Origin of the sequence: Enterobacter cloacae complex sp. P16RS2, from assembly GCF_014982155.1 — a bacterium.
Taxonomy (GTDB): domain Bacteria; phylum Pseudomonadota; class Gammaproteobacteria; order Enterobacterales; family Enterobacteriaceae; genus Enterobacter; species Enterobacter cloacae_M.
On record NZ_JADCKW010000024.1, the window covers coordinates 15931 to 37493 of the forward strand.

23 protein-coding genes are annotated in these 21563 nt (G+C 59.2%); 15 read left to right on the top strand and 8 right to left on the bottom strand.

Going from position 1 to position 21563, the window contains the following annotated elements:
* Nucleotides 1–79 precede the first annotated feature (79 nt).
* Nucleotides 80–1264, top strand: a complete 1185-nt coding sequence (locus INF68_RS16005; protein WP_045354577.1) for a NupC/NupG family nucleoside CNT transporter — start codon at nucleotides 80–82, stop codon at nucleotides 1262–1264.
* Nucleotides 1265–1337: 73 nt separating this feature from the next.
* Here the strand turns inward: INF68_RS16005 and INF68_RS16010 are convergent, their stop codons facing one another.
* Together INF68_RS16010 and putP are read right to left on the bottom strand one after the other, a co-directional pair.
* Nucleotides 1338–1757, bottom strand: coding sequence for a DUF3574 domain-containing protein (locus INF68_RS16010; RefSeq protein ID WP_126787224.1), 420 nt, complete (start codon nucleotides 1755–1757; stop codon nucleotides 1338–1340).
* 116 nt (nucleotides 1758–1873) lie between these two features.
* Entirely contained in the window at nucleotides 1874–3382 is a 1509-nt protein-coding gene (gene putP / locus INF68_RS16015; RefSeq protein ID WP_126787225.1) for a sodium/proline symporter PutP, read from the bottom strand.
* Between the two features lie 422 nt (nucleotides 3383–3804).
* Here putP and putA point away from each other — a divergent pair, with 422 nt between their 5' ends.
* Complete coding sequence (gene putA / locus INF68_RS16020) at nucleotides 3805–7767, top strand: trifunctional transcriptional regulator/proline dehydrogenase/L-glutamate gamma-semialdehyde dehydrogenase (RefSeq protein ID WP_109844500.1); 3963 nt, start codon at nucleotides 3805–3807, stop codon at nucleotides 7765–7767.
* A 51-nt stretch (nucleotides 7768–7818) separates the two neighbouring features.
* Complete coding sequence (locus tag INF68_RS16025; RefSeq protein ID WP_047742242.1) at nucleotides 7819–8214, top strand: lysozyme inhibitor LprI family protein; 396 nt, start codon at nucleotides 7819–7821, stop codon at nucleotides 8212–8214.
* Here the strand turns inward: INF68_RS16025 and rutR are convergent.
* On the bottom strand, nucleotides 8211–8849 hold the full coding sequence (gene rutR / locus INF68_RS16030; RefSeq protein WP_023311087.1) for an HTH-type transcriptional regulator RutR: 639 nt from the start codon (nucleotides 8847–8849) through the stop codon (nucleotides 8211–8213). The two genes, INF68_RS16025 and rutR, sit on opposite strands and share 4 nt — an antisense overlap.
* A gap of 245 nt (nucleotides 8850–9094) precedes the next feature.
* Between rutR and rutA the strand changes: the two genes are divergently transcribed.
* From rutA to rutG, 7 genes are read left to right on the top strand one after another with little or no spacing between them, the layout of a single operon-like run.
* Nucleotides 9095–10186 (top strand): pyrimidine utilization protein A, encoded by a 1092-nt coding sequence (rutA, locus tag INF68_RS16035; RefSeq protein WP_126787226.1) that lies wholly within the window; start codon nucleotides 9095–9097, stop codon nucleotides 10184–10186.
* Nucleotides 10186–10875, top strand: coding sequence for a pyrimidine utilization protein B (gene rutB, locus INF68_RS16040; RefSeq protein ID WP_109844502.1), 690 nt, complete (start codon nucleotides 10186–10188; stop codon nucleotides 10873–10875). Before rutA ends, rutB begins: the two co-directional genes overlap by 1 nt.
* A gap of 11 nt (nucleotides 10876–10886) precedes the next feature.
* A complete protein-coding gene (rutC, locus tag INF68_RS16045; RefSeq protein ID WP_126787227.1) occupies nucleotides 10887–11273 on the top strand; it encodes a pyrimidine utilization protein C in 387 nt (128 codons plus the stop codon).
* Between the two features lie 7 nt (nucleotides 11274–11280).
* Complete coding sequence (gene rutD / locus INF68_RS16050; RefSeq protein WP_126787228.1) at nucleotides 11281–12081, top strand: pyrimidine utilization protein D; 801 nt, start codon at nucleotides 11281–11283, stop codon at nucleotides 12079–12081.
* Between the two features lie 9 nt (nucleotides 12082–12090).
* The gene (locus INF68_RS16055) at nucleotides 12091–12681 is read left to right on the top strand and encodes a malonic semialdehyde reductase (RefSeq protein ID WP_109844504.1); all 591 of its coding nucleotides are present in this window, start codon (nucleotides 12091–12093) and stop codon (nucleotides 12679–12681) included.
* Nucleotides 12682–12690: 9 nt separating this feature from the next.
* The gene (gene rutF / locus INF68_RS16060) at nucleotides 12691–13185 is read left to right on the top strand and encodes an NADH-dependent FMN reductase RutF (protein WP_023311082.1); all 495 of its coding nucleotides are present in this window, start codon (nucleotides 12691–12693) and stop codon (nucleotides 13183–13185) included.
* A gap of 21 nt (nucleotides 13186–13206) precedes the next feature.
* Entirely contained in the window at nucleotides 13207–14529 is a 1323-nt protein-coding gene (rutG, locus tag INF68_RS16065; protein ID WP_109844505.1) for a pyrimidine utilization transport protein G, read from the top strand.
* Here the strand turns inward: rutG and INF68_RS16070 are convergent.
* Both INF68_RS16070 and INF68_RS16075 read right to left on the bottom strand, forming a co-directional pair.
* On the bottom strand, nucleotides 14517–15440 hold the full coding sequence (locus tag INF68_RS16070) for a DMT family transporter (protein WP_126787230.1): 924 nt from the start codon (nucleotides 15438–15440) through the stop codon (nucleotides 14517–14519). The genes rutG and INF68_RS16070 overlap by 13 nt on opposite strands.
* A gap of 117 nt (nucleotides 15441–15557) precedes the next feature.
* Entirely contained in the window at nucleotides 15558–15728 is a 171-nt protein-coding gene (locus tag INF68_RS16075) for a general stress protein (RefSeq protein WP_023311077.1), read from the bottom strand.
* A gap of 391 nt (nucleotides 15729–16119) precedes the next feature.
* Between INF68_RS16075 and wrbA the strand changes: the two genes are divergently transcribed.
* Both wrbA and INF68_RS16085 read left to right on the top strand, forming a co-directional pair.
* The gene (wrbA, locus tag INF68_RS16080; protein ID WP_023311076.1) at nucleotides 16120–16716 is read left to right on the top strand and encodes an NAD(P)H:quinone oxidoreductase; all 597 of its coding nucleotides are present in this window, start codon (nucleotides 16120–16122) and stop codon (nucleotides 16714–16716) included.
* Between the two features lie 20 nt (nucleotides 16717–16736).
* Nucleotides 16737–16964 carry a YccJ family protein gene (locus tag INF68_RS16085; protein ID WP_008499832.1) on the top strand — a complete coding sequence of 76 codons (228 nt, stop codon included), beginning with the start codon at nucleotides 16737–16739 and terminating at the stop codon, nucleotides 16962–16964.
* Between the two features lie 33 nt (nucleotides 16965–16997).
* Here the strand turns inward: INF68_RS16085 and agp are convergent, their stop codons facing one another.
* Complete coding sequence (agp, locus tag INF68_RS16090) at nucleotides 16998–18239, bottom strand: bifunctional glucose-1-phosphatase/inositol phosphatase (protein WP_126787231.1); 1242 nt, start codon at nucleotides 18237–18239, stop codon at nucleotides 16998–17000.
* Between the two features lie 152 nt (nucleotides 18240–18391).
* Between agp and INF68_RS16095 the strand changes: the two genes are divergently transcribed.
* Together INF68_RS16095 and INF68_RS16100 are read left to right on the top strand one after the other, a co-directional pair.
* Nucleotides 18392–18835 carry a helix-turn-helix domain-containing protein gene (locus tag INF68_RS16095; protein ID WP_023311074.1) on the top strand — a complete coding sequence of 148 codons (444 nt, stop codon included), beginning with the start codon at nucleotides 18392–18394 and terminating at the stop codon, nucleotides 18833–18835.
* 125 nt (nucleotides 18836–18960) lie between these two features.
* A complete protein-coding gene (locus INF68_RS16100; RefSeq protein WP_023311073.1) occupies nucleotides 18961–19755 on the top strand; it encodes an SDR family oxidoreductase in 795 nt (264 codons plus the stop codon).
* A 1-nt stretch (nucleotide 19756) separates the two neighbouring features.
* Here INF68_RS16100 and INF68_RS16105 read toward each other — a convergent pair whose 3' ends face one another.
* Nucleotides 19757–20116 (bottom strand): helix-turn-helix domain-containing protein, encoded by a 360-nt coding sequence (locus INF68_RS16105; protein WP_126787232.1) that lies wholly within the window; start codon nucleotides 20114–20116, stop codon nucleotides 19757–19759.
* 100 nt (nucleotides 20117–20216) lie between these two features.
* Between INF68_RS16105 and INF68_RS16110 the strand changes: the two genes are divergently transcribed.
* Complete coding sequence (locus INF68_RS16110; RefSeq protein ID WP_063930851.1) at nucleotides 20217–20966, top strand: SDR family oxidoreductase; 750 nt, start codon at nucleotides 20217–20219, stop codon at nucleotides 20964–20966.
* Between the two features lies 1 nt (nucleotide 20967).
* Here the strand turns inward: INF68_RS16110 and INF68_RS16115 are convergent, their stop codons facing one another.
* Entirely contained in the window at nucleotides 20968–21471 is a 504-nt protein-coding gene (locus INF68_RS16115) for a DedA family protein (RefSeq protein ID WP_023311070.1), read from the bottom strand.
* Nucleotides 21472–21563 lie beyond the last annotated feature (92 nt).

Sequence of the window (21563 nt, forward strand, 5' to 3'; positions counted from 1 at the left end):
GTTATAATAAAATTGCCCATTTACGGTTAACCAGCGCTGTGGCTAAATATCCTTCTCAAAAACCAACTGAAAATAAACCATGTTTAAGATTGTCCATTTCCTGCTGGCGCTGGTGATTATTCTTGCGCTCGCCTGGCTGGTGAGTTTCGACCGCCGAAAAATTCGCATTCGTTATGTTTTACAGCTTATTGTCATTGAGATTGCCCTGGCGTTCTTTTTCCTGCACGCCGAAAGCGGGTTATTCCTGATTAAATACGTCTCGGGATTTTTTGAGTCACTGCTTAAATTTGCCGGTGAAGGGACCAATTTCGTCTTTGGCGGAATGGGGGAAAAAGGGCTGGCGTTCATTTTCCTCGGCGTGCTTTGCCCAATTATTTTTATTTCCGCGCTGATTGGTATTCTTCAGCACTGGCGGATCCTGCCGATTTTTATTCGGGTAATCGGCACGCTGCTGTCAAAACTGAACGGTATGGGCAAGCTGGAATCCTTTAACGCGGTGAGCTCGCTGATCCTCGGCCAGTCGGAAAACTTCATTGCCTACAAAGGCGTGCTGGGCGATCTATCCTCTCGTCGTCTCTTCACCATGGCGGCCACGGCCATGTCGACGGTCTCCCTGTCGATAGTCGGCGCCTATATGACCATGCTCGACGCCAAATTTGTCGTCGCGGCGCTGATTCTGAACATGTTCAGCACCTTTATTATTCTCTCCGTCATCAACCCGGCGCGCCCGGAAGCGGAGCCGGATATCAAGCTGGAAAAACTGCATGAATCGCAGAGCTTCTTCGAAATGCTCGGCGAGTATATTCTGGCCGGTTTTAAGGTGGCGATGATTATTCTGGCCATGCTGATTGGCTTTATCGCCCTTATTAGCGCCGTTAACGCCCTCTTCTCCAGCGTATTTGGCATGAGCTTCCAGCAGATTTTGGGCTATGTGTTTTATCCGCTGGCATGGCTTATTGGTATTCCGCTGAGTGACGCCCTGAACGCGGGCAGTATTATGGCGACCAAGCTGGTGGCGAATGAATTTGTGGCGATGATTGAGCTGCAAAAAATCGCGCATCAGATGTCTCCTCGCGGGCTGGGCATCTTATCCGTCTTCCTGGTGTCCTTCGCGAACTTCGCGTCCATCGGCATTGTGGCGGGGGCGATTAAGGGCCTGAACGAGCAGCAGGGGAACGTGGTGTCGCGGTTTGGTCTGCGTCTGGTGTACGGCGCGACGCTGGTGAGCCTGCTGTCGGCGAGCTTTGCGGGGTTGGTGTTGTAAGTGTTTTTGCCCGGCGGCGCTTCGCTTGCACGGGCCTACGATACAGCAACGGCGGGATTTCCCGCCGTTTTTATTAGAACTGCACGCACACCGGCTGGTCGACGCGCATCACCGACTCCTGCGCGAAGCGTGATTTATAAATCCCGCGCAACGCTTCGATGTTCTTATCGCTCTGCGCATCTTTACCGTGGATCAGCATTAATGCTTTGCTGGGTTCGCGCGCCACTTTCCCGTCGTTCCCCAGCCACTGCCCGCGCGCGTCAAACACCGTTAAGCCATCGCGGAAACGCGGCGTCACGTCCTGGTCAACAAACTGCTGCCACTCGTTGCTGGTGATCTGCGCCCCGGCAGGACGATTTAAGCCGAAATAGAGCGTGGTTTGCTGCATCTGGTTATCCGCTTTGCAGGTCTCCACCGCCGCCTGCTGCGATGGCGCCGTGCAGCCAGCGAGCATCAATAATGCCGCTGCCATTACCCCTGTTTTGATTGTCATGCTTCGCTATCCTCATTGTTATAAGCACATGGATATCACAGGAAATTACGGATTTTGGCAAGAAAAAAGCCGGGTGCGCTTGCGCTCACCCGGCCTGCGTTGTGCAGCGAGAATAATTATTCAGCCTGGAGCTTAGACGGCGGCGCAGTATGGTAATGCGCGTCAGCTTCAGCAAAGCGTTTCTGCATGGAGGCAGACGGGGCTTTACCCAGCAGGCTGAACACCACGATGCCGATGCTGCCGAAGATGAAACCCGGAATGATTTCGTACAGGCCCAGCCACGCGAACTGTTTCCAGACGATAACGGTCACCGCACCGATGATCATCCCCGCCAGCGCGCCGTTACGGGTCATACGTGACCACATGACGGAGAACAGCACTACCGGACCAAACGCCGCACCGAAGCCCGCCCACGCGTAGCTCACGAGGCCCAGCACGCGGTTTTCCGGGTTGGCCGCCAGCGCAATGGCAATCAGCGCCACCAGCAGCACCATAAAGCGCCCTACCCACACCAGCTCTTGCTGGCTCGCGTTTTTACGCAGGAAGGCTTTGTAAAGGTCTTCGGTGATCGCACTGGAGCAGACCAGCAGCTGACAGCTCAGGGTAGACATCACCGCCGCCAGGATTGCGGAGAGCAGAATACCGGCAATCCACGGGTTAAACAGAATTTGCGCCAGCTCGATGAACACGCGCTCGGCGTTCTGGTTGACCGCGCCCGCCTGCGCCGGGTTGTTGTTGAAGTACGCGATGCCGAAGAAGCCGACCGCACACGCCCCCGCCAGACACAGGATCATCCACGTCATGCTGATGCGACGGGCATGAACGATGGTGTGGTGGGAATCCGCCGCCATAAAGCGCGCCAGGATATGCGGCTGACCGAAGTAGCCCAGGCCCCAGCCCATCAGGGAGACGATGGCCACGAAGTTCAGCCCTTTCAGCATGTCGACGTTTTCGATGCTCTTCTGCTTGATCACTTCCAGCGATTCGCCAAAGCCGCCAACGGTGAAAATCACAATCACCGGAGTCAGGATCAGGGCGAAGATCATCAGGCTCGCCTGCACGGTGTCGGTCCAGCTTACCGCCAGGAATCCGCCCACGAAGGTATAGAGGATGGTCGCCGCAGCACCGGCCCAAAGGGCGGTTTCGTAGCTCATGCCGAAGGTGCTTTCGAACAGACGCGCGCCGGCCACGATGCCGGAGGCACAGTAGATGGTGAAGAACAGCAGGATAACTACCGCAGAGATAATGCGCAGGATGCGGCTGTTATCTTCAAAACGTCCGGTGAAGTAATCCGGCAGCGTCAGGGCGTTGTTGTTGGCCTCGGTATGCACGCGCAGACGGCCTGCCACCAGCTTCCAGTTGATCCACGCGCCAACGGTCAGGCCGATGGCGATCCAGCTTTCAGAGATACCGGAGATAAAAATCGCGCCGGGCAGCCCCATCAGCAGCCAGCCGCTCATGTCGGAGGCGCCCGCAGAGAGTGCGGTCACCATTGGGCCTAAACTGCGTCCGCCCAGAATGTAGTCGTCAAAGTTCTTTGTAGAACGCCACGCCAAAAACCCTATCAGGATCATGCCAAAAATATAAACGAGAAATGTCACCAGCATCGGTGTGCTAATAGCCATTCAAATTCTCCAAAATGTCGAGCGACAACCATCCGGGCTGCCTTGTTATATGATCACCGGAACGAGGTGGATGTATCTTGTGTTTCGGTTGGGCGCGCTATCCTGCCGTATGCGCCTTCCGCTGACAAACGATTTAACACTGCATTTACATCAATTTCATCCCCGGTTTGATACGAGTTTTCTATAGGTTGCACTCGCTCACGCTTTTACGGGTTGCACCTTTGAAAAGTGTTAACTACCGCATAAAACCAGGCTTCCCGCACAAAAGCCAGCACGTTTTCCCAGCTAACCATTCGTTAACAATCCATTCATTTTCCGGGTTGCAAACCAGGTCACATTTAACACGGTTGCACAAAGTTGCAACATAGGGGATATTTCACGCTATCTACAGAACGCTATTACAGAACAACAGGAGCTTTGGCATGGGTATGACCACCATGGGGGTTAAGCTGGATGACGCAACCCGCGAACGGATTAAGACCGCAGCAACCCGCATTGACCGCACGCCGCACTGGTTAATTAAGCAGGCGATTTTTAACTATCTCGAAAGACTCGAGAGCGATGAGGGCCTGCCGGAGCTGCCTGCCCTGCTGGCCGGCGCGGCGAATGAAAGCGAAGAAGCCCCAGCCGCTGGCGACGAGAACCATCAGCCGTTCCTTGAATTTGCCGAGCAGATCCTGCCGCAGTCCGTCAGCCGTGCCGCCATTACCGGCGCCTGGCGCCGTGCCGAAACCGACGCCGTGCCGATGCTGCTGGAGCAGGCCCGCCTGCCGGAAGCCATTGCCGCACAGGCGCACAGCCTGGCGTATCAGTTAGCCGACAAGCTGCGTAACCAGAAAACCGCCACCGGCCGCGCCGGGATGGTTCAGGGTCTGCTGCAGGAGTTTTCCCTCTCCTCTCAGGAAGGCGTGGCGCTGATGTGTCTGGCGGAAGCGCTGCTGCGTATTCCGGATAAAGCCACCCGCGACGCGCTGATCCGCGACAAGATCAGCAACGGCAACTGGCATTCCCATATTGGCCGTAGCCCGTCGCTGTTCGTCAACGCCGCCACCTGGGGCCTGCTGTTTACCGGCAAACTGGTCTCCACCCATAACGAAGCCAACCTCTCCCGCTCTCTGAACCGCATCATCGGCAAGAGCGGCGAGCCGCTGATCCGCAAAGGCGTGGACATGGCGATGCGCCTGATGGGCGAGCAGTTTGTCACCGGGGAAACTATTGCCGAAGCGCTGGCGAACGCCCGCAAGCTGGAAGATAAAGGTTTCCGCTACTCGTACGACATGCTGGGCGAAGCGGCCCTGACCGCCGCCGACGCGCAGGCCTACATGGTCTCTTACCAGCAGGCGATCCACGCCATCGGTAAAGCGTCCAACGGTCGCGGTATTTATGAAGGCCCGGGCATCTCTATCAAGCTCTCTGCCCTGCACCCGCGCTACAGCCGCGCGCAGTACGACCGGGTGATGGAAGAACTCTACCCGCGCCTGAAATCCCTGACCCTGCTGGCGCGCCAGTATGATATCGGGATCAACATCGACGCCGAAGAGGCCGACCGTCTGGAGATCTCCCTCGATCTGCTGGAAAAACTGTGCTTCGAGCCGGAGCTGGCAGGCTGGAACGGCATCGGCTTCGTTATCCAGGCCTACCAGAAGCGCTGCCCGTTCGTCATTGATTACCTGATTGACCTGGCAAGCCGCAGCCGTCGTCGCCTGATGATCCGTCTGGTGAAAGGCGCCTACTGGGACAGCGAAATCAAACGCGCCCAGATGGAAGGGCTGGAAGGCTATCCGGTCTATACCCGCAAGGTTTACACCGACGTCTCTTACCTCGCCTGTGCGAAAAAGCTGCTCGGCGTGCCGAACCTGATCTATCCGCAGTTCGCTACCCACAACGCCCACACCCTGGCGGCGATCTACAGCCTGGCCGGGCAAAACTACTATCCGGGCCAGTACGAGTTCCAGTGCCTGCACGGCATGGGTGAACCGCTGTACGAGCAGGTCACCGGTAAAGTGGCGGACGGCAAGCTGAACCGCCCATGCCGAATCTATGCTCCGGTGGGAACGCACGAAACCCTGCTGGCGTACCTCGTGCGTCGTCTGCTGGAAAACGGCGCGAACACCTCCTTCGTTAACCGTATCGCCGACACCACCCTGCCGCTGGACGAGCTGGTGGCCGATCCGGTGCAGGCCGTTGAGAAGATGGCGGCGCAGGAAGGCCAGGTTGGCCTGCCGCATCCGAAGATTGCCCTGCCGCGCGAGCTGTACGGCAAAGGCCGCGTCAACTCGGCGGGTCTGGATCTCGCCAACGAACACCGTCTGGCGTCGCTCTCCTCTGCCCTGCTCAACAGCGCGCTGCAGAAGTGGCAGGCCAAACCGATGCTGGAGCAGCCCGTTGCAGACGGCGACATGCAGCCGGTGATCAACCCGGCCGAGCCAAAAGATATCGTCGGCTACGCGCGTGAAGCGACCGAAGCGGAAGTGGATCAGGCGCTGGACAGCGCGGTGAACAACGCCCCTATCTGGTTCGCCACGCCGCCGCAGGAGCGCGCCGCGATTCTGGAGCGTGCGGCGGTGCTGATGGAAGATCAGATGCAGTCGCTCATCGGCATTCTGGTGCGCGAGGCGGGTAAAACCTTCAGCAACGCGATTGCCGAAGTGCGCGAGGCCGTCGACTTCCTGCACTACTACGCCGGTCAGGTGCGCGATGATTTCGATAACGAAACTCACCGTCCGCTCGGCCCGGTAGTCTGTATCAGCCCGTGGAACTTCCCGCTGGCGATCTTCACCGGCCAGATTGCCGCCGCGCTGGCCGCAGGCAACAGCGTTCTGGCAAAACCAGCAGAGCAGACCCCGCTGATTGCCGCGCAGGGCATCAACATTCTTCTGGAAGCCGGCGTGCCGGCGGGCGTGGTTCAGCTGCTGCCGGGCCGCGGTGAAACGGTCGGTGCCAAACTGACCTCCGACAACCGCGTGCGCGGCGTGATGTTTACCGGTTCAACCGAAGTGGCGTCGCTGCTGCAGCGCAATATTGCCACCCGTCTCGATGCCCAGGGTCGCCCTACGCCGCTCATCGCGGAAACCGGCGGGATGAACGCGATGATCGTTGACTCCTCTGCCCTTACCGAGCAGGTGGTGGTCGACGTGCTGGCCTCCGCGTTCGACAGCGCCGGCCAGCGCTGCTCCGCCCTGCGCGTGCTGTGCCTGCAGGACGACGTGGCGGACCACACGCTGAAGATGCTGCGCGGCGCGATGGCCGAATGCCGCATGGGCAACCCGGGCCGTCTCACCACCGACATCGGGCCGGTGATCGACGCGGAAGCCAAAGCCAACATCGAAAACCACATTCAGACCATGCGCGCTAAAGGTCGTCCGGTGTTCCAGGCGGTGCGCGAGAACAGCGAAGATGCCCGCGAATGGCGGACCGGCACCTTTGTGCCGCCAACGCTGATTGAGCTGGCAAGCTTCGACGAGCTGAAAAAAGAGGTCTTCGGCCCGGTGCTGCACGTGGTGCGCTACAACCGTAACAACCTGAACGAGCTGGTTGAGCAGATCAACGCCTCCGGCTATGGCCTGACGCTCGGCGTGCATACCCGTATCGACGAGACTATCGCGCAGGTCACCGGCAGCGCCAAAGTAGGCAACCTGTACGTCAACCGCAACATGGTCGGCGCGGTCGTGGGCGTGCAGCCGTTCGGCGGCGAAGGCCTTTCCGGCACCGGTCCGAAAGCGGGCGGTCCGCTCTACCTGTACCGTCTGCTGGCGAACCGTCCGGAGAACGCCCTGGGCGTCACCCTGGCACGCCAGGATGCGGACTATCCGGTGGATGCGCAGCTGAAAACCGTACTGACCCAGCCGCTGGAGGCGCTGATCGCCTGGGCGGAAAAACGTCCTGAACTGCGTGCCGTCGCGAAGCAGTACGGCGAACTGGCGCAGGCGGGCACGCAGCGTCTGCTGCCGGGTCCAACCGGCGAGCGCAACACCTGGACGCTGATGCCGCGCGAGCGCGTGCTGTGCGTGGCCGATAACGAGCAGGACGCGCTGGTGCAGCTGGCCGCCGCCATGGCAACCGGGTGTGAAGTACTGTGGCCGGAAGATGCCCTGCATCGCGATCTCGCCAAACAGCTGCCGAAGGCGGTCTCGGCCCGCATTCGCTTCGCGAAAGCCGATAACCTGCTAACCCAGCCGTTTGATGCGGTGATCTACCACGGTGATTCCGATCAGCTGCGTGAACTCTGCGAGCAGGTGGCGGCCCGCAGCGGTGCCATCGTTTCCGTGCAGGGCTTTGCGCGCGGGGAAACCAACCTCCTGCTGGAGCGTCTGTACGTGGAGCGCTCGCTCAGCGTCAACACGGCGGCGGCAGGCGGTAACGCCAGCCTGATGACAATAGGCTAACGCTGTGCTAATAAGGCTCCGGAGACGGAGCCTTATTTTATTGGGGAGTATATGAAACGATATCTTATCGCCAGTGCAGTACTGCTGCTGAGCGCCAGCGCGCTGGCCGACGAGTGCGACAAAGCGACCACCCAGCTTGAATTGAATACCTGTAGCGCGCAGCAGTACCAGGCTGCCGATAAAAAGCTCAACCAGACCTATCAGGCCGCCGTTAAGCGTGCGGCAGCGCCCCAGCGAGACCTGCTGAAAAAAGCGCAGCAGGCGTGGATTACCCTGCGCGATGCGGACTGCGCGTTTATCGGTTCGGGGACGGAAGGCGGGAGCGTCCAGCCAATGATTGTTAACCAGTGCCTGGCGGAAAAAACCGTGGAGCGAGAAGCGTTTCTGGCCTCGCTGATGCAGTGTGAAGAGGGCGACTTAAGCTGCCCTCTCCCGCCGGGGAACTAGCGCAGGCGGATCCCTTCGATAATCATCCGCTGCACGTTTTCCAGAGTGCTGTGGAAAAACGCCTCGTCCTGGAGCGTTTTACCGGTCACCGCCTCAACCTGGGCCGCAAAGTCAGCGTAATGCTGGGTGGAGGCCCAAATCATAAAGATCAGATGATGCGGGTCGACCGGGGCCAGCTTTCCGCTGGCGACCCATCCGGCAATAATGGCCGACTTATCGTCCACCAGCTGTTTTAAATCTCCGGTTAATTCCGCCTGCAGCAGCGGCGCGCCCTGCAGCATCTCAAGACAAAACAGTCGCGACGCCTGCGGGTAATCGCGCGACACCTCCAGCTTCAGGCGAATATACTCTTTGATCGCCACCAGCGGGGCCAGCTCTGCGCGGAACGCTTTGAGGGGCGCCAGCCAGATATCGAGGATCTGCTGCATCACCGCCACATAGAGCGCCTCTTTCGACGGGTAGTAGTAAAGCAGATTGGTTTTGGATACGCCGGACTGCTCCGCCACCTGCTCCAGGCGCGTGCCGTGAATACCAAACTGCGAAAAAGTCTCCAGCGCCGCGCTGAGGATCGCCTGCTTCTTGGCGCTCACCGCCTGCGAACGTTTACCTGGTGTTTTCACTGCGCCTTGTGTCATTCCCGCTCTCCTTATTCTGCGTTGCCCTCAGCATAGCAAAACCCCCGTCTCGCCACGACATCCTGCACTCCGATCGCGCATGAATGCCTGTTTTCTGTGCAATGTTTTTGACCAGTTAGTCCACATTTAACCGCATCAATCCACCAACTTCTGGTTAACACATTAATAACACTGTCATTTTCAAAACTGGCACTGCCTTTGCAAAAACACCGTTACACCTGCGACGTAATGAAGAGAGGTTCGTGATGAAAATTGGCGTATTTGTACCCATCGGCAACAACGGCTGGCTTATCTCGACCACTGCACCGCAATACATGCCGACCTTTGAGCTCAATAAAGCCATCGTGCAAAAAGCGGAGCACTACCATTTCGACTTTGCGCTTTCGATGATCAAGCTGCGCGGCTTCGGCGGCAAAACCGAATTCTGGGATCACAACCTGGAGTCCTTCACCCTGATGGCCGGGCTGGCCGCGGTCACCTCGCGGATCCAGATCTACGCCACCGCCGCCACCCTCACCCTGCCCCCGGCGATCGTGGCGCGCATGGCCTCCACCATCGACTCCATCTCCGGCGGACGCTTTGGCGTCAACCTGGTCACCGGCTGGCAAAAACCCGAGTACGAGCAGATGGGGCTCTGGCCGGGTGACGACTACTTCTCGCGTCGCTACGACTACCTGACCGAATACGTGCAGGTGCTGCGCGACCTGTGGGGGACCGGCAAAAGCGATTTCAAGGGCGATTTCTTCACCATGAACGACTGCCGCGTCAGCCCGCAGCCGTCGGTGCCGATGAAGGTGATTTGCGCCGGACAGAGCGACGCGGGGATGGACTTTTCCGCCAAATACGCCGACTTCAACTTCTGCTTCGGTAAAGGGGTGAACACGCCTGCCGCCTTCGCCCCGACCGCCGCGCGCATGAAAGAGGCCGCTGACAAAACCGGGCGCGACGTGGGCTCCTACGTGCTGTTTATGGTCATTGCCGACGAAACCGACGACGCCGCGCGCGCGAAATGGGAGCGCTATAAGGACGGCGCCGACGAGGAGGCCCTGAGCTGGCTGACCGAGCAGAGCCAGAAGGATACCCGCTCCGGGGCAGATACTAACGTTCGCCAGATGGCCGACCCGACCTCCGCCGTCAATATCAATATGGGCACCCTGGTCGGCTCGTACGCCAGCGTCGCCAGAATGCTTGACGAAGTGGCGGCCGTGCCCGGTGCGGAAGGCGTTCTGCTGACCTTCGACGATTTCCTCATTGGCGTGGAGACCTTCGGCGAGCGCATCCAGCCGCTGATGCAGTGCCGCGCCCACATCCCTGCCGTCACGAAGGAGGTGGCGTAATGACGACCCTTAACGCACGCCCGGAAGCCATCACCTTCGCGCCACAGCAGAGCGCGCTGATCGTGGTGGACATGCAAAACGCCTACGCCAGCCAGGGCGGTTATCTGGATCTGGCGGGGTTCGACGTCTCCGCCACCCGGCCGGTGATTGAGAACATTAAAACCGCCGTCGCCGCCGCGCGCGCCGCGGGCATGCTCATCATCTGGTTCCAGAACGGCTGGGATGACCAGTACGTCGAGGCCGGCGGCCCCGGCTCGCCCAACTTCCACAAGTCGAACGCCCTGAAAACCATGCGTAAACGGCCCGAACTGCAGGGCAAGCTGCTGGCGAAAGGCGGCTGGGACTATCAGCTGGTGGATGAGCTGGTACCGCAGGCGGGCGATATTGTCCTGCCCAAACCGCGCTACAGCGGCTTTTTCAACACGCCGCTCGATAGCCTGCTGCGCAGCCGGGGCATTCGCCATCTGGTGTTCACCGGGATCGCCACCAACGTCTGCGTGGAGTCGACTCTGCGCGACGGCTTTTTCCTCGAGTATTTTGGCGTGGTGCTGGAAGACGCGACCCATCAGGCCGGGCCGGAGTTCGCCCAGAAAGCGGCCCTGTTCAATATCGAAACCTTTTTTGGCTGGGTCAGTAACGTTGCAGATTTCTGCGATGCCCTGACTCCCCCGCTCGCCCGTATCGCCTGAGGAGACGCCTGATGCCAAAATCCGTGATTATTCCGCCGGGTACCAGCACGCCGATTGCCCCGTTTGTCCCCGGCACACTCGCCGACGGCGTGGTGTATGTCTCCGGCACGCTGCCGTTTGATAAAGACAACAACGTGTTGTTTATCAACGACCCAAAGGCGCAAACCCGCCACGTGCTGGAGACGATCAAAACCGTGATCGAAACGGCGGGTGGCACGATGGAGGATGTGACCTTCAACAGCATCTTTATCACCGACTGGAAAAACTACGCCGCGATTAACGAGATCTACGCCGAGTTCTTCCCCGGCGATAAACCGGCGCGGTTCTGCATTCAGTGCGGGCTGGTGAAGCCAGAGGCGCTGGTTGAAATCGCCACCGTTGCGCACATCGCGAAGTGAGGCAGGTATGAAACTTTCCGTCTCGCCGCCCCCGTACGAGGGCGCGCCCGTGGTGGTCTTTATTTCCGGTCTCGGCGGCAGCGGCAGCTACTGGTTGCCCCAGCTGGCCGCGCTGGAGCCGGAATATCAGGTGGTGTGCTATGACCAGCGCGGAACGGGCAATAACCCCGCCACCCTGCCGGAAGGCTACAGCCTTGCGCAGATGGCGGACGAGCTGGCCCGGGCGCTGGCGGATGCCGGGATTGTCCGCTACAGCGTCGTGGGTCACGCGCTGGGGGCGCTGGTCGGCCTGCAGCTGGCCCTCGACAGGCCCGACGCCCTCACCGCGCTGGTGTGCGTCAACGGCTGGTTGACCCTCAACGCCCACACCCGGCGCTGCTTTCAGATCCGCGAGCGCCTGCTGCATTACGGCGGCGCACAGGCGTGGGTCGAGGCGCAGCCGCTGTTTCTCTACCCGGCGGACTGGATGGCCGCCCGCGCGCCCCGAATGGAGGCCGAAGAAGCGCTGGCGCTGGCCCATTTCCAGGGCAAAACCAACCTGCTGCACAGGCTTAGCGCCCTGAAAAAGGCCGACTTCAGCCGCCATGCGGCGCGCATTCGCTGTCCGGTCCAGATCATCTGTTCCGCCGACGACATGCTGGTGCCCGCTGTTTGTTCGTCTGAACTACAGGCGGCGATCCCGCACAGCCAGAGCGTGGTGATGCGCCAGGGCGGGCATGCCTGCAACGTCACCGAGCCGGATACCTTCAACACCCTGCTGCTGAACGGGCTTGCCAGCCTGCTGCACAGCCCGGAACCCGCTTTATAAGGAGCTTTAATGAGCGAAGCCATTACCCCCGCCGCGCTGGAAACGCTGTTCACCGGCGCCCGCACCCATAACGGCTGGCAGAATATTGCCGTCAGCGACGAAACGCTGCGCGAAATCTACAACCTGATGAAATGGGGGCCAACGTCCGCCAACTGCTCCCCGGCGCGAATTGTGTTTGTGCGAAGCGCGGAGGGAAAAGAGAAGCTGCGCCCGGCGCTCTCCAGCGGCAACCTCGAGAAAACGCTCACCGCCCCGGTCACGGCGATTGTCGCCTGGGACGGTGAATTCTACGAGCGCCTGCCCGAGCTGTTCCCGCACGGCGATGCAAAGAGCTGGTTTACCACCAGCCCCGCGCATGCGGAAGAGACCGCCTTTCGCAACAGTTCAATGCAGGCCGCCTACCTGATTTTCGCCTGTCGCGCCCTGGGGCTGGACACCGGCCCGATGTCGGGCTTTGACCGCCAAAAGGTAGACGAAGCCTTTTTCACCGGCACGACGCTTAAAAGCAATCTGCTGATCAACATTGGCTACGGCGATACCCGCAAACTTTACGGGCGCCTGCCGCGCCTGGACTTCGACGATGCCTGCGGGCTGGCGTAAGGAGCGATGATGACGACACCGGATAAACAAACCTTTCGCGACGCCATGGCCTGCGTTGGCGCGGCGGTCAACATCATCACCACCGACGGCCCGGCGGGGATGGCAGGCTTCACCGCCAGCGCGGTGTGCAGCGTAACGGATTCACCGCCCACCCTGCTGGTGTGCCTGAACCGCGGCGCGTCCGTCTGGCCAACCTTTAGCGAAAACCGCACCCTTTGCGTGAATACCCTGAGCGCCGGACAGGAGCCTTTATCTAACCTGTTTGGCGGGAAAACGCCGATGGCGGAACGCTTTGCCGCCGCCCGCTGGCAGACGGGCGACACGGGCTGTCCGCGCCTGGAAGATGCGCTGGCCTCGTTTGACTGCCGCATCAGCCAGGTGGTGAGCGTCGGCACCCACGACATTCTGTTTTGCGACATTATTTCGATTATTCGCCACCCCGCTCCGCAAGGGCTGGTGTGGTTTGACCGCGGCTATCACGCGCTTATGCGACCCGCCTGTTAACCCGCCTTAAGGAGACAGACCATGTTCGGATTTCCCCACTGGCAGTTGAAATCGACCTCCACAGACGCAGGCGTGGTCGCGCCGGATGAACGCCTGCCGCTCGGGCAGACAATGGTGATGGGCGTCCAGCACGCGGTCGCCATGTTTGGCGCCACGGTGCTGATGCCGATGCTGATGGGACTCGATCCCAACCTGTCTATTCTGATGTCGGGTATCGGTACCCTGCTGTTCTTTTTCGTCACCGGCGGGCGAGTGCCCAGCTATCTCGGCTCCAGCGCCGCCTTTGTCGGGGTGGTCATCGCCACCACCGGGTTTAACGGCCAGGGGATCAACCCCAACCTGAGCGTGGCCCTCGGCGGCATCATCGCCTGCGGTCTGGTGTACACCCTGATTGGTCTGGTGGTGATGAAAATCGGCACGCGCTGGATAGAGCGAATGATGCCCCCGGTCGTGACGGGCGCCGTGGTGATGGCGATAGGCCTCAACCTCGCGCCGATTGCGGTCAGGAGCGTCTCCGCCTCGCCGTTTGAAAGCTGGATGGCGGTGATCACCGTGCTGTGCATCGGCCTGGTGGCGGTGTTCACGCGGGGCATGATCCAGCGCCTGCTGATCCTGGTTGGGCTGATTGTCGCCTGTCTGGTCTACGCCCTGCTGGCCAACGTTTTCGGTCTGGGCAAGCCGGTTGACTTTACGCTGCTCCACCAGGCAGCCTGGTTCGGCCTGCCGAAGGTGACCTCGCCCTCCTTTAACACCCAGGCGATGATGCTTATCGCACCGGTGGCGGTGATCCTGGTGGCGGAAAACCTGGGCCACCTGAAGGCCGTGGCGGGGATGACCGGGCGCAGCATGGATCCGTACATGGGCCGCGCGTTCGTCGGTGACGGTCTGGCGACCATGCTCTCCGGCTCCGTAGGCGGCAGCGGCGTCACCACCTATGCTGAAAACATCGGCGTGATGGCAGTGACCAAAGTCTACTCGACGCTGGTCTTCGTGGCGGCGGCGGTGATGGCGATGCTGCTCGGCTTCTCACCGAAGTTCGGCGCGCTGATCCACACCATTCCGTCCCCGGTCATCGGCGGGGCATCGATTGTGGTGTTTGGGCTGATCGCCGTAGCCGGCGCGCGCATCTGGGTGCAGCATCGGGTCGATCTCAGCCAGAACGGCAACCTGATTATGGTGGCGGTCACGCTGGTGCTGGGCGCGGGTGATTTTGCCCTGACGCTGGGCGGCTTTACGATTGGTGGGATTGGCACGGCGACCTTCGGCGCGATCCTGCTTAACGCCCTGCTGAGCCGCCGGATGGCCACTGCGCCGCAGGGCGCCGTGGTGCATCAGGATTCCTGATTTAACGCCGCGCTGTCATTTTCTGGCAGCGCGTTTTTCTTCCGTTTGAGCTTTAACTCACTTACCAGCACCCCGGCGACAATAAATGCCGCGCCCACCAGCGCCAGAAGCGGCAAACGCTCACCAGCAATGCGTCCGAAAATCCCCGCCCAGACCGGTTCACCGGTATAAATCACCGTCGCGCGGGTTGGCGATACGCTTCGCTGCGCCCAGTTCATGGTGACCTGAATAATGGCGCTGAAGATACCCAGCCCCAGTGCGACCACCACCAGGCCGGTGGACATCGGCGGCACGGACTCCCCTGCCGGAACCATCGTCGCAAACGCCACCAGCGACGCCGTGGCGAGCTGCACCACCGTCACCCGTTTGACGTCGACCTTGCCCGCCCAAGCGCTAATCAGAATAATTTCCGCCGCAATGGCAATCGCCCCAATCAGGGTGATGATTTCGCCCGGCCCCAGCGCAAGCAGGTTGTTTTCCGGCCCGGCCAGTAAGATCAGGCCGATAAACGCCAGCACGATGCCAATACAGGACATCAGCCCCGGCAGCCGCCCCAGGCACAGCCACTGCAGTAGCGGCACCAGCGGCACATACATGGCGGTGATAAACGCGGATTTACTGCTGGAGATGGTCTGCAATCCCCACGTCTGCAGGCTGTAGCCCATCGCTATCGCCACCCCAATCGCCACGCCGGCCTTAAGTTCTTTCAGCGTCAGTCCCCGCAGCGTTTTAAGCGAAATTAGCCCCACGGCAAGCGCCGCCGTCGCAAAGCGCAGGCCAACAAAAAAGAACGGCTCGCTGAGGGTTACCGCGTACTGAACGGCCAGAAACGTCCCGCCCCAGAACATGGTGATGAGAATGAGGATGGCTTCCTGCGGTTTAACGGAGAATTTGAAGCGTGAGACAGACATGCGGCACTCGCGGTTAAGATCAATTCCCTAGTGTGCGTTGCCTTTGGTTACAGTTCAATGTTGCAGAAATAAAAAAACCGCCGGGAGATCCCGGCGGCAGGGGTTCAACCCGGCGTGTTACTTACTGCTGCCGTGGCTGTTTTTACCCCCTTTCTTGCCAGCTTCAGATGCGCGTTGCGGGTCATTCTTGAAGTTGCCCCCGCTATGCTGGCCACCTTTACGGCCTGCTTCTGATGCTCTTTCACGGTCTTCTGCGAAATTACCTGAACCACCACGATGGTTTGCCATCTCTAACCTCCAGAATGTGAAACATTAGACATCATATTGCATTCAGTAAAAGAGGATTCTTTCACCTCGCAACACAAGGACAGTGCCTTTATCTGTGCCGCGTGAAACTAAGCTTAGTGGAATGCCGCTATCCGGCAAGTTGCAGGTAATATTCTGCAACATGAACTCAGCCTTTCGGGTGAGATGACGCGACGGCGATTCATAAGCCTTTCTTATCATTTCAAAAATCCGCCGCCAAAAAGTTGTTTCATTTTGCTACAAAGCATTTTTGTAACCATATTGTTATAAATCAAAGAAATGGCGTTCATTTTTGCAGTCTGGCCGTGATGACATATCTTTAAATGAGCGCAGCGATCCGCTGTCAGAAAAAACAAACGAGGAGTGATGCAAAATGGCAAAAGTTCTGGTGCTCTATTATTCCATGTATGGACACATTGAAACCATGGCTCACGCGGTAGCAGAAGGTGCGAACAGGGTTGATGGCGTTGAGGTTGTGGTGAAACGCGTACCGGAAACCATGCAGGCGGAAGCCTTCCTGAAAGCCGGGGGGAAAACGCAAAACGCCCCGGTCGCCACCCCGCAGGAGCTGGCGGACTATGATGCCATTATCTTCGGCACACCGACCCGCTTCGGCAATATGTCAGGCCAGATGCGCACCTTCCTCGATCAAACCGGCGGACTTTGGGCATCCGGCGCGCTCTACGGGAAACTCGCCAGCGTATTCAGCTCAACCGGCACCGGCGGCGGTCAGGAGCAGACGATTACCTCAACCTGGACTACCCTTGCTCATCACGGGATGGTGATTGTGCCGATTGGCTACGGCGCCCAGGAGCTGTTTGACATTTCCCAGGTGCGTGGCGGTACGCCGTACGGCGCAACCACCATTGCCGGTGGGGATGGCTCACGTCAGCCAAGCAATGAAGAACTGTCTATCGCCCGCTATCAGGGTGAATACGTCGCGGGTCTGGCCAAAAAACTGAACGGCTAACACCCAACAGGAGGACAAGCATGCCAACTCAAGAATCCAAAGCTCACCACGTGGGCGAATGGGCAAGTTTACGCAACACCTCTCCGGAGATTGCCGAAGCTATCTTTGAAGTCGCGAAGTACGATGAAAAGCTGGCCGAGCAGATTTGGGAGGAAGGTAACGATGAGGTGCTGGTGCGCGCCTTCGAAAAAACGGATAAAGACTCGCTCTTCTGGGGCGAGCAAACCATCGAACGTAAAAACGTCTAAGCGTTTCCCCCCGCCGCAGCGGGGGGTTCTCCTTTACTTCGCCGCGTTATTCATCACAGCATTGAATTTATCGACAGGACAGAAGCCGTTCGCATCCACCGGGCAGCCTTTCAGCTCCAGCGTCACGCGCTGCGCGGGGGACTTCAGCGACAGCACGCTGGCGTTACGCAGCTGCTCTGAACTCTGGTAGACATACTCAATTTTCATCAGCTCCTGATTGGCGTTTTTGTCATGCCAGCGCTGGAAGACAATCTTGCCGCCAATCGGGGTGCGCTCCTGCTGGTCGTGCAGCTGATAGGGTTTGAAATCCAGGGCGGTGAGCAGGGAAGCAATGTTCGAATCATGCCCCACCAGCAGGGTGATCTTAGGCGCTTTCGCCTGCTCGGTGACCAGGGTTTTATCAATGTACTTCACCAGCGGCTTCGCCACGTTTTGCGCCACCTCGGTGGAGGTAAACAGCGAGTCCTGATAGCCGTTCTTCAGCTTAGACAGCACGCGCCACTGCTGGTCGGTTTTGATTTCGCCCCAGGCCACCTGGTCGGCCGGGAAGCCTTCGTAATACTGCAGCGTGAACGCATCCACCAGCGAGTTGCCCACCTTCAGCGGCCCGGATACGCCAGGCTCTTTTTCATAGTCGGCGCTAAAGGTATCTTTCGCGTCCGCCAGCGAGCAGACCTTTTTCTCTTTGCAGGACGGAGACTCGGCGTAGTTCGTCATCTGCTCCAGCAGCTTATAGCTTTCGGTAAGCTGCATTTTCTGCCGCTCGGACTCCATCGCCTTGAGCGCTTTTTCGCGGAATTCAGGCGAGTTATCGGTAATCACCGGATTAAAGGTCGGATCCATGGTGCCCATTTTTTCCTGATGATGCACGGGAACGTCGCAGCCCGGGAACGCGCCGGTGATGAAGAACTGCGCGGTGGCGACGGTACGCTGCAGGCTGTTGGCGTAAGCATAAACGCTATCCGCCGCCGGGCATTCTCCCGTCTTCACCATCCCCTGCTGCGCCAGCCACTCGCGCATGTAATGGCCCATATAGACTTCCAGCACGCCGCCCTTGGTGGTGAGCTGACCGCCCGGCACCTCCCACTCCGGCCACTGCTTCGGCGTGGACTGCTCCAGCACGCTGCCGTTATTGGCGAGCGGCGCGCGCAGGTTGTGACGACTCATGATTAAAACTTGCTCCAGCTGATACCCTTCCGGCGTCTCTTGCGCCTGCACGCCAAACGTTGCTGAAATGGAACCGGCGACTGCCAGCGTGAGTAGTGCTTTTCTCATCCCTAATTCCTCAATCGTTTTAAAATGTCGCCTTCAGTGTGACAGATTGGTGACAATTTTCCGGGAAGCATTTCTCAAACTGATGATTAACGTGCTTACTGTATGCACCAATAAGTTTTATAATAAAACCACACCCCACCGGAGAATTGACCGTGAAACGTACCCGCCTCGAAGAAAGCACCTGCCCCGTCGCCCGTTCGCTGGATATCATCGGCGACTGGTGGTCGCTGCTGATCGTGCGCGACGCGCTGCGCGGGATTAAACGCTTCGGCGAGTTCCAGAAAAGCCTTGGTATCGCCAAAAACATGCTGACCACGCGGCTAAAACTGCTGGTCGACGAAGGCATCCTCCGGCTTCAGCCCGCGTCCGACGGCAGCGCCTGGCAGGAATACGTCCTGACCGAGAAAGGTCGCGCCCTGCAAACGGTGCTGGTTGCCCTCTCCCAGTGGGGCAATGAATTTTTGTTTGCGGATAACGAATGCGGCACCGTGCTGGTCGATACCGAACAGCGCAAACCCCTGCGTAAACTGGCGCTTATCGCCGATGATGGCCGCGAACTGACGCCTGAAGAGATCGTGGCGAAACTCCCCTCCTGATAGTTCCCGACGGCAAAAGCACAAAATGCTCGCAAATATGGTTGCATTATAAAACCAAATAGCAGAGAGTTTATTCAGTTTCATCTTGAAACCAAATAACCCACTTTGTCCTGAGGTAACACACGATGACTACGCAAATCACCACCGCCCTGATTACGGGCGCCTCTTCCGGAATTGGTGCCGTTTATGCCGATCGCCTTGCCGCGCGCGGCGCTAACCTGGTACTGGTCGCCCGTCGCGAAGATCGCCTGAAGACCCTTGCCGCCGACCTTCGCGCGCGCTACGGCGTGGCCGTCGATATTCTGGTGGCCGATCTTACCGATGAACAGGGGATCCGCGCCGTGGAAGAGGAGCTGCGCAGCAATACCGCCATTGATACGCTCATTAACAACGCGGGCACCGCCCAGATGGCGCCGTTCCTCGCAGGCGATGTGGCGCAGCATCAGGCCATTAACACCCTGAACACCACGGCGCTGATGCGTCTGACCTACGCCATCCTGCCGCGCCTGGCGCAGAACAATCGCGGCACGCTGATCAATATCGCCTCGGTGTTAGCGCTGCACGTCCGTGCCGGTAGCGCGCTCTACAGCGCCACCAAGGCGTGGGTTCTGAGCTTTACCCGTGGGTTACAGGAAGAATTTGCCGACAGCAGCGTGCGCATTCAGGCTGTGCTGCCCGCCGCCACGGCGACGGAAATCTGGAGCCATTCGGGCGTCACGGTGAACGATTTGCCGGAAGGATCGGTGATGACCACCGACGATATGGTGGATGCATCGCTGGCGGGTCTGGATCAGGGTGAACCGATCACCATCCCGCCGATGCATGATGCCGGCCTGTGGGATCGCTACGAAGCGGCGCGTCTTGAGCTGTTCAACAGCGCGCGCACCGGCATTCCGGCACCGCGCTACGCAAAACAGTAGCCTAACGCTCAAGCTGGTCGCCGTACTCGCTCATCCAGGCGGCCAGCGGGGAGAGTGCGTCCTGCAGGGTTAGCCCCAGCTCGGTGATCTGATACTCCACGCGCGGGGGGATCTCCGGGTAGACCGTCCGCGTCACCAGCCCGCGCTGTTCAAACAGGCGCAGCTGCTTTGTCAGCTCTTTCTGCGTGATGGGGGCAGCGGCACGCAGCAGATCGCCAAAGCGTACGGGCGTGTTAAAGACAATCAGGCGGTAGAGAATGGGGATCGCCCATTTACCGGAAATCAGGTTAACAAACTGCGTCATCGGGCAGGTATACGCCTCAGATTTTTTTTCACAGCACACCTGCAGCATTTCTGCCATAGCACACCTCTTGCCTTTTTAGTATCCATTTGGTACCTAGTTTCCTTTCGATACTAACGTTTCTATAGTGCTTTCTCCAGAGACATTTCAGGAGAAGAACATGGGTCGTTTAACAGATAAATATACGCTGATTACCGGCGGCACCAGCGGCATCGGTCTTGCCACCGCGCAGGCGTTTATCGCCGAAGGCGCGCGCGTCGCCGTGACCGGACGCAACCCGGACACCCTCGCCGAAGCAGAACGTATTCTTGGCGATAAGGCCTGGGTGATCCCGACCGATGCGGGAGATATCGCCTCACAAAAAGCGCTGGCGGAAACCCTCGCCGCCCGCTGGCCACGCCTGGACGCGGTGTTTCTCAACGCCGGCGACGTAACGCACGCGCCGCTGGAAGCCTGGCAGGAGGATGCGTGGGACCGCCTGATGGGCATCAACCTGAAGGGGCCGTTCTTTTTAATTCAGGCGCTGCTGCCGCTGCTGAATAACCCGTCGTCGGTGATCCTCTGCGGCTCCGTGAGCGCGCGCATCGGCCTGCCCACCAGCAGCGTGTATGCCGCGAGCAAGGCTGCCCTGCTGTCGCTGGCGCGCACGCTGTCGGCGGAGCTGCTGCCGCGCGGGATCCGCGTCAACGGCCTGAGCCCCGGTCCGGTGGAAACCCCGGCGTTTACCAAAACGGGCTTAAGCGAGGAGGCGCTTAACGCGATGATGGCGGAGATCATCAAGCTGGTGCCGCTCGGCAGAATGGGCTCGACGACGGAGCTGGCAAAAGCCGCGCTCTATCTGGCGTCCGACGAGTCGAGCTACACGGTGGGAACGGAGCTGCTGGTGGACGGCGGAATGGGGAGTTTGTAACTCAAAAGGCGCTGATGCCGGTGATGATGCCGACATACAGCGCCGCCCATGCGCAGGCGGAAAGCAGGCTGACGGCGTAGACCTTGACTGCATTCAGCCTGAGCATGCCCGCCGCCAGCGGCACGATGTAGCGCAACACCGCCAGAAAACGCGACGTAAACAGCACGATGACACCGTTCTTTTGCAACTGATGCTGTACCCGCAAGAACTTATCGGCATGCTTTGAGGTGAAACGCGTGACCAGCCGGGTGTGCCCCATCAACTGGCCGATATGGTAATTCAGCACCGAACCCGCCGTTGCCCCCAAAACTATGGCCAGCCACGCCAGTGCAGGATGCATGCTCGTCTGGCTAACGGTAATGCCCGCCAGCAGCATCACCGAGGCGGGCGGCAGCACGGAGGAGATCAGCACCGTCGATTTACTCAGCGCCATCACAAATAACAGCGCGAAAAGATGTGCCGGATACAGCGCAAAATGATTCAGCAGATTATCAAACCACGCCATTACCCTCTCCTTCGTTGATTATTTAATCCTCCATTAGAAATGAATTAACCTAAATAAACCCTCAACATTTTATTAATAAAAATCGTCTAAAC

Bases quoted from the DNA above. Each gene is read 5' to 3' on its own strand.
- rutA (WP_126787226.1), top strand. From the start codon at position 9,095: ATGAAAATTGGCGTATTTGTACCCATCGGCAACAACGGCTGGCTTATC.
- agp (WP_126787231.1), bottom strand. From the start codon at position 18,239: ATGAGAAAAGCACTACTCACGCTGGCAGTCGCCGGTTCCATTTCAGCA.
- INF68_RS16010 (WP_126787224.1), bottom strand. From the start codon at position 1,757: ATGACAATCAAAACAGGGGTAATGGCAGCGGCATTATTGATGCTCGCT.
- INF68_RS16100 (WP_023311073.1), top strand. From the start codon at position 18,961: ATGACTACGCAAATCACCACCGCCCTGATTACGGGCGCCTCTTCCGGA.
- wrbA (WP_023311076.1), top strand. From the start codon at position 16,120: ATGGCAAAAGTTCTGGTGCTCTATTATTCCATGTATGGACACATTGAA.
- INF68_RS16075 (WP_023311077.1), bottom strand. From the start codon at position 15,728: ATGGCAAACCATCGTGGTGGTTCAGGTAATTTCGCAGAAGACCGTGAA.
- INF68_RS16055 (WP_109844504.1), top strand. From the start codon at position 12,091: ATGAGCGAAGCCATTACCCCCGCCGCGCTGGAAACGCTGTTCACCGGC.
- INF68_RS16110 (WP_063930851.1), top strand. From the start codon at position 20,217: ATGGGTCGTTTAACAGATAAATATACGCTGATTACCGGCGGCACCAGC.
- rutF (WP_023311082.1), top strand. From the start codon at position 12,691: ATGACGACACCGGATAAACAAACCTTTCGCGACGCCATGGCCTGCGTT.
- rutB (WP_109844502.1), top strand. From the start codon at position 10,186: ATGACGACCCTTAACGCACGCCCGGAAGCCATCACCTTCGCGCCACAG.
- rutC (WP_126787227.1), top strand. From the start codon at position 10,887: ATGCCAAAATCCGTGATTATTCCGCCGGGTACCAGCACGCCGATTGCC.
- INF68_RS16105 (WP_126787232.1), bottom strand. From the start codon at position 20,116: ATGGCAGAAATGCTGCAGGTGTGCTGTGAAAAAAAATCTGAGGCGTAT.
- INF68_RS16070 (WP_126787230.1), bottom strand. From the start codon at position 15,440: ATGTCTGTCTCACGCTTCAAATTCTCCGTTAAACCGCAGGAAGCCATC.
- rutD (WP_126787228.1), top strand. From the start codon at position 11,281: ATGAAACTTTCCGTCTCGCCGCCCCCGTACGAGGGCGCGCCCGTGGTG.
- rutG (WP_109844505.1), top strand. From the start codon at position 13,207: ATGTTCGGATTTCCCCACTGGCAGTTGAAATCGACCTCCACAGACGCA.
- INF68_RS16115 (WP_023311070.1), bottom strand. From the start codon at position 21,471: ATGGCGTGGTTTGATAATCTGCTGAATCATTTTGCGCTGTATCCGGCA.
- putA (WP_109844500.1), top strand. From the start codon at position 3,805: ATGGGTATGACCACCATGGGGGTTAAGCTGGATGACGCAACCCGCGAA.
- rutR (WP_023311087.1), bottom strand. From the start codon at position 8,849: ATGACACAAGGCGCAGTGAAAACACCAGGTAAACGTTCGCAGGCGGTG.
- INF68_RS16085 (WP_008499832.1), top strand. From the start codon at position 16,737: ATGCCAACTCAAGAATCCAAAGCTCACCACGTGGGCGAATGGGCAAGT.
- putP (WP_126787225.1), bottom strand. From the start codon at position 3,382: ATGGCTATTAGCACACCGATGCTGGTGACATTTCTCGTTTATATTTTT.
- INF68_RS16025 (WP_047742242.1), top strand. From the start codon at position 7,819: ATGAAACGATATCTTATCGCCAGTGCAGTACTGCTGCTGAGCGCCAGC.
- INF68_RS16005 (WP_045354577.1), top strand. From the start codon at position 80: ATGTTTAAGATTGTCCATTTCCTGCTGGCGCTGGTGATTATTCTTGCG.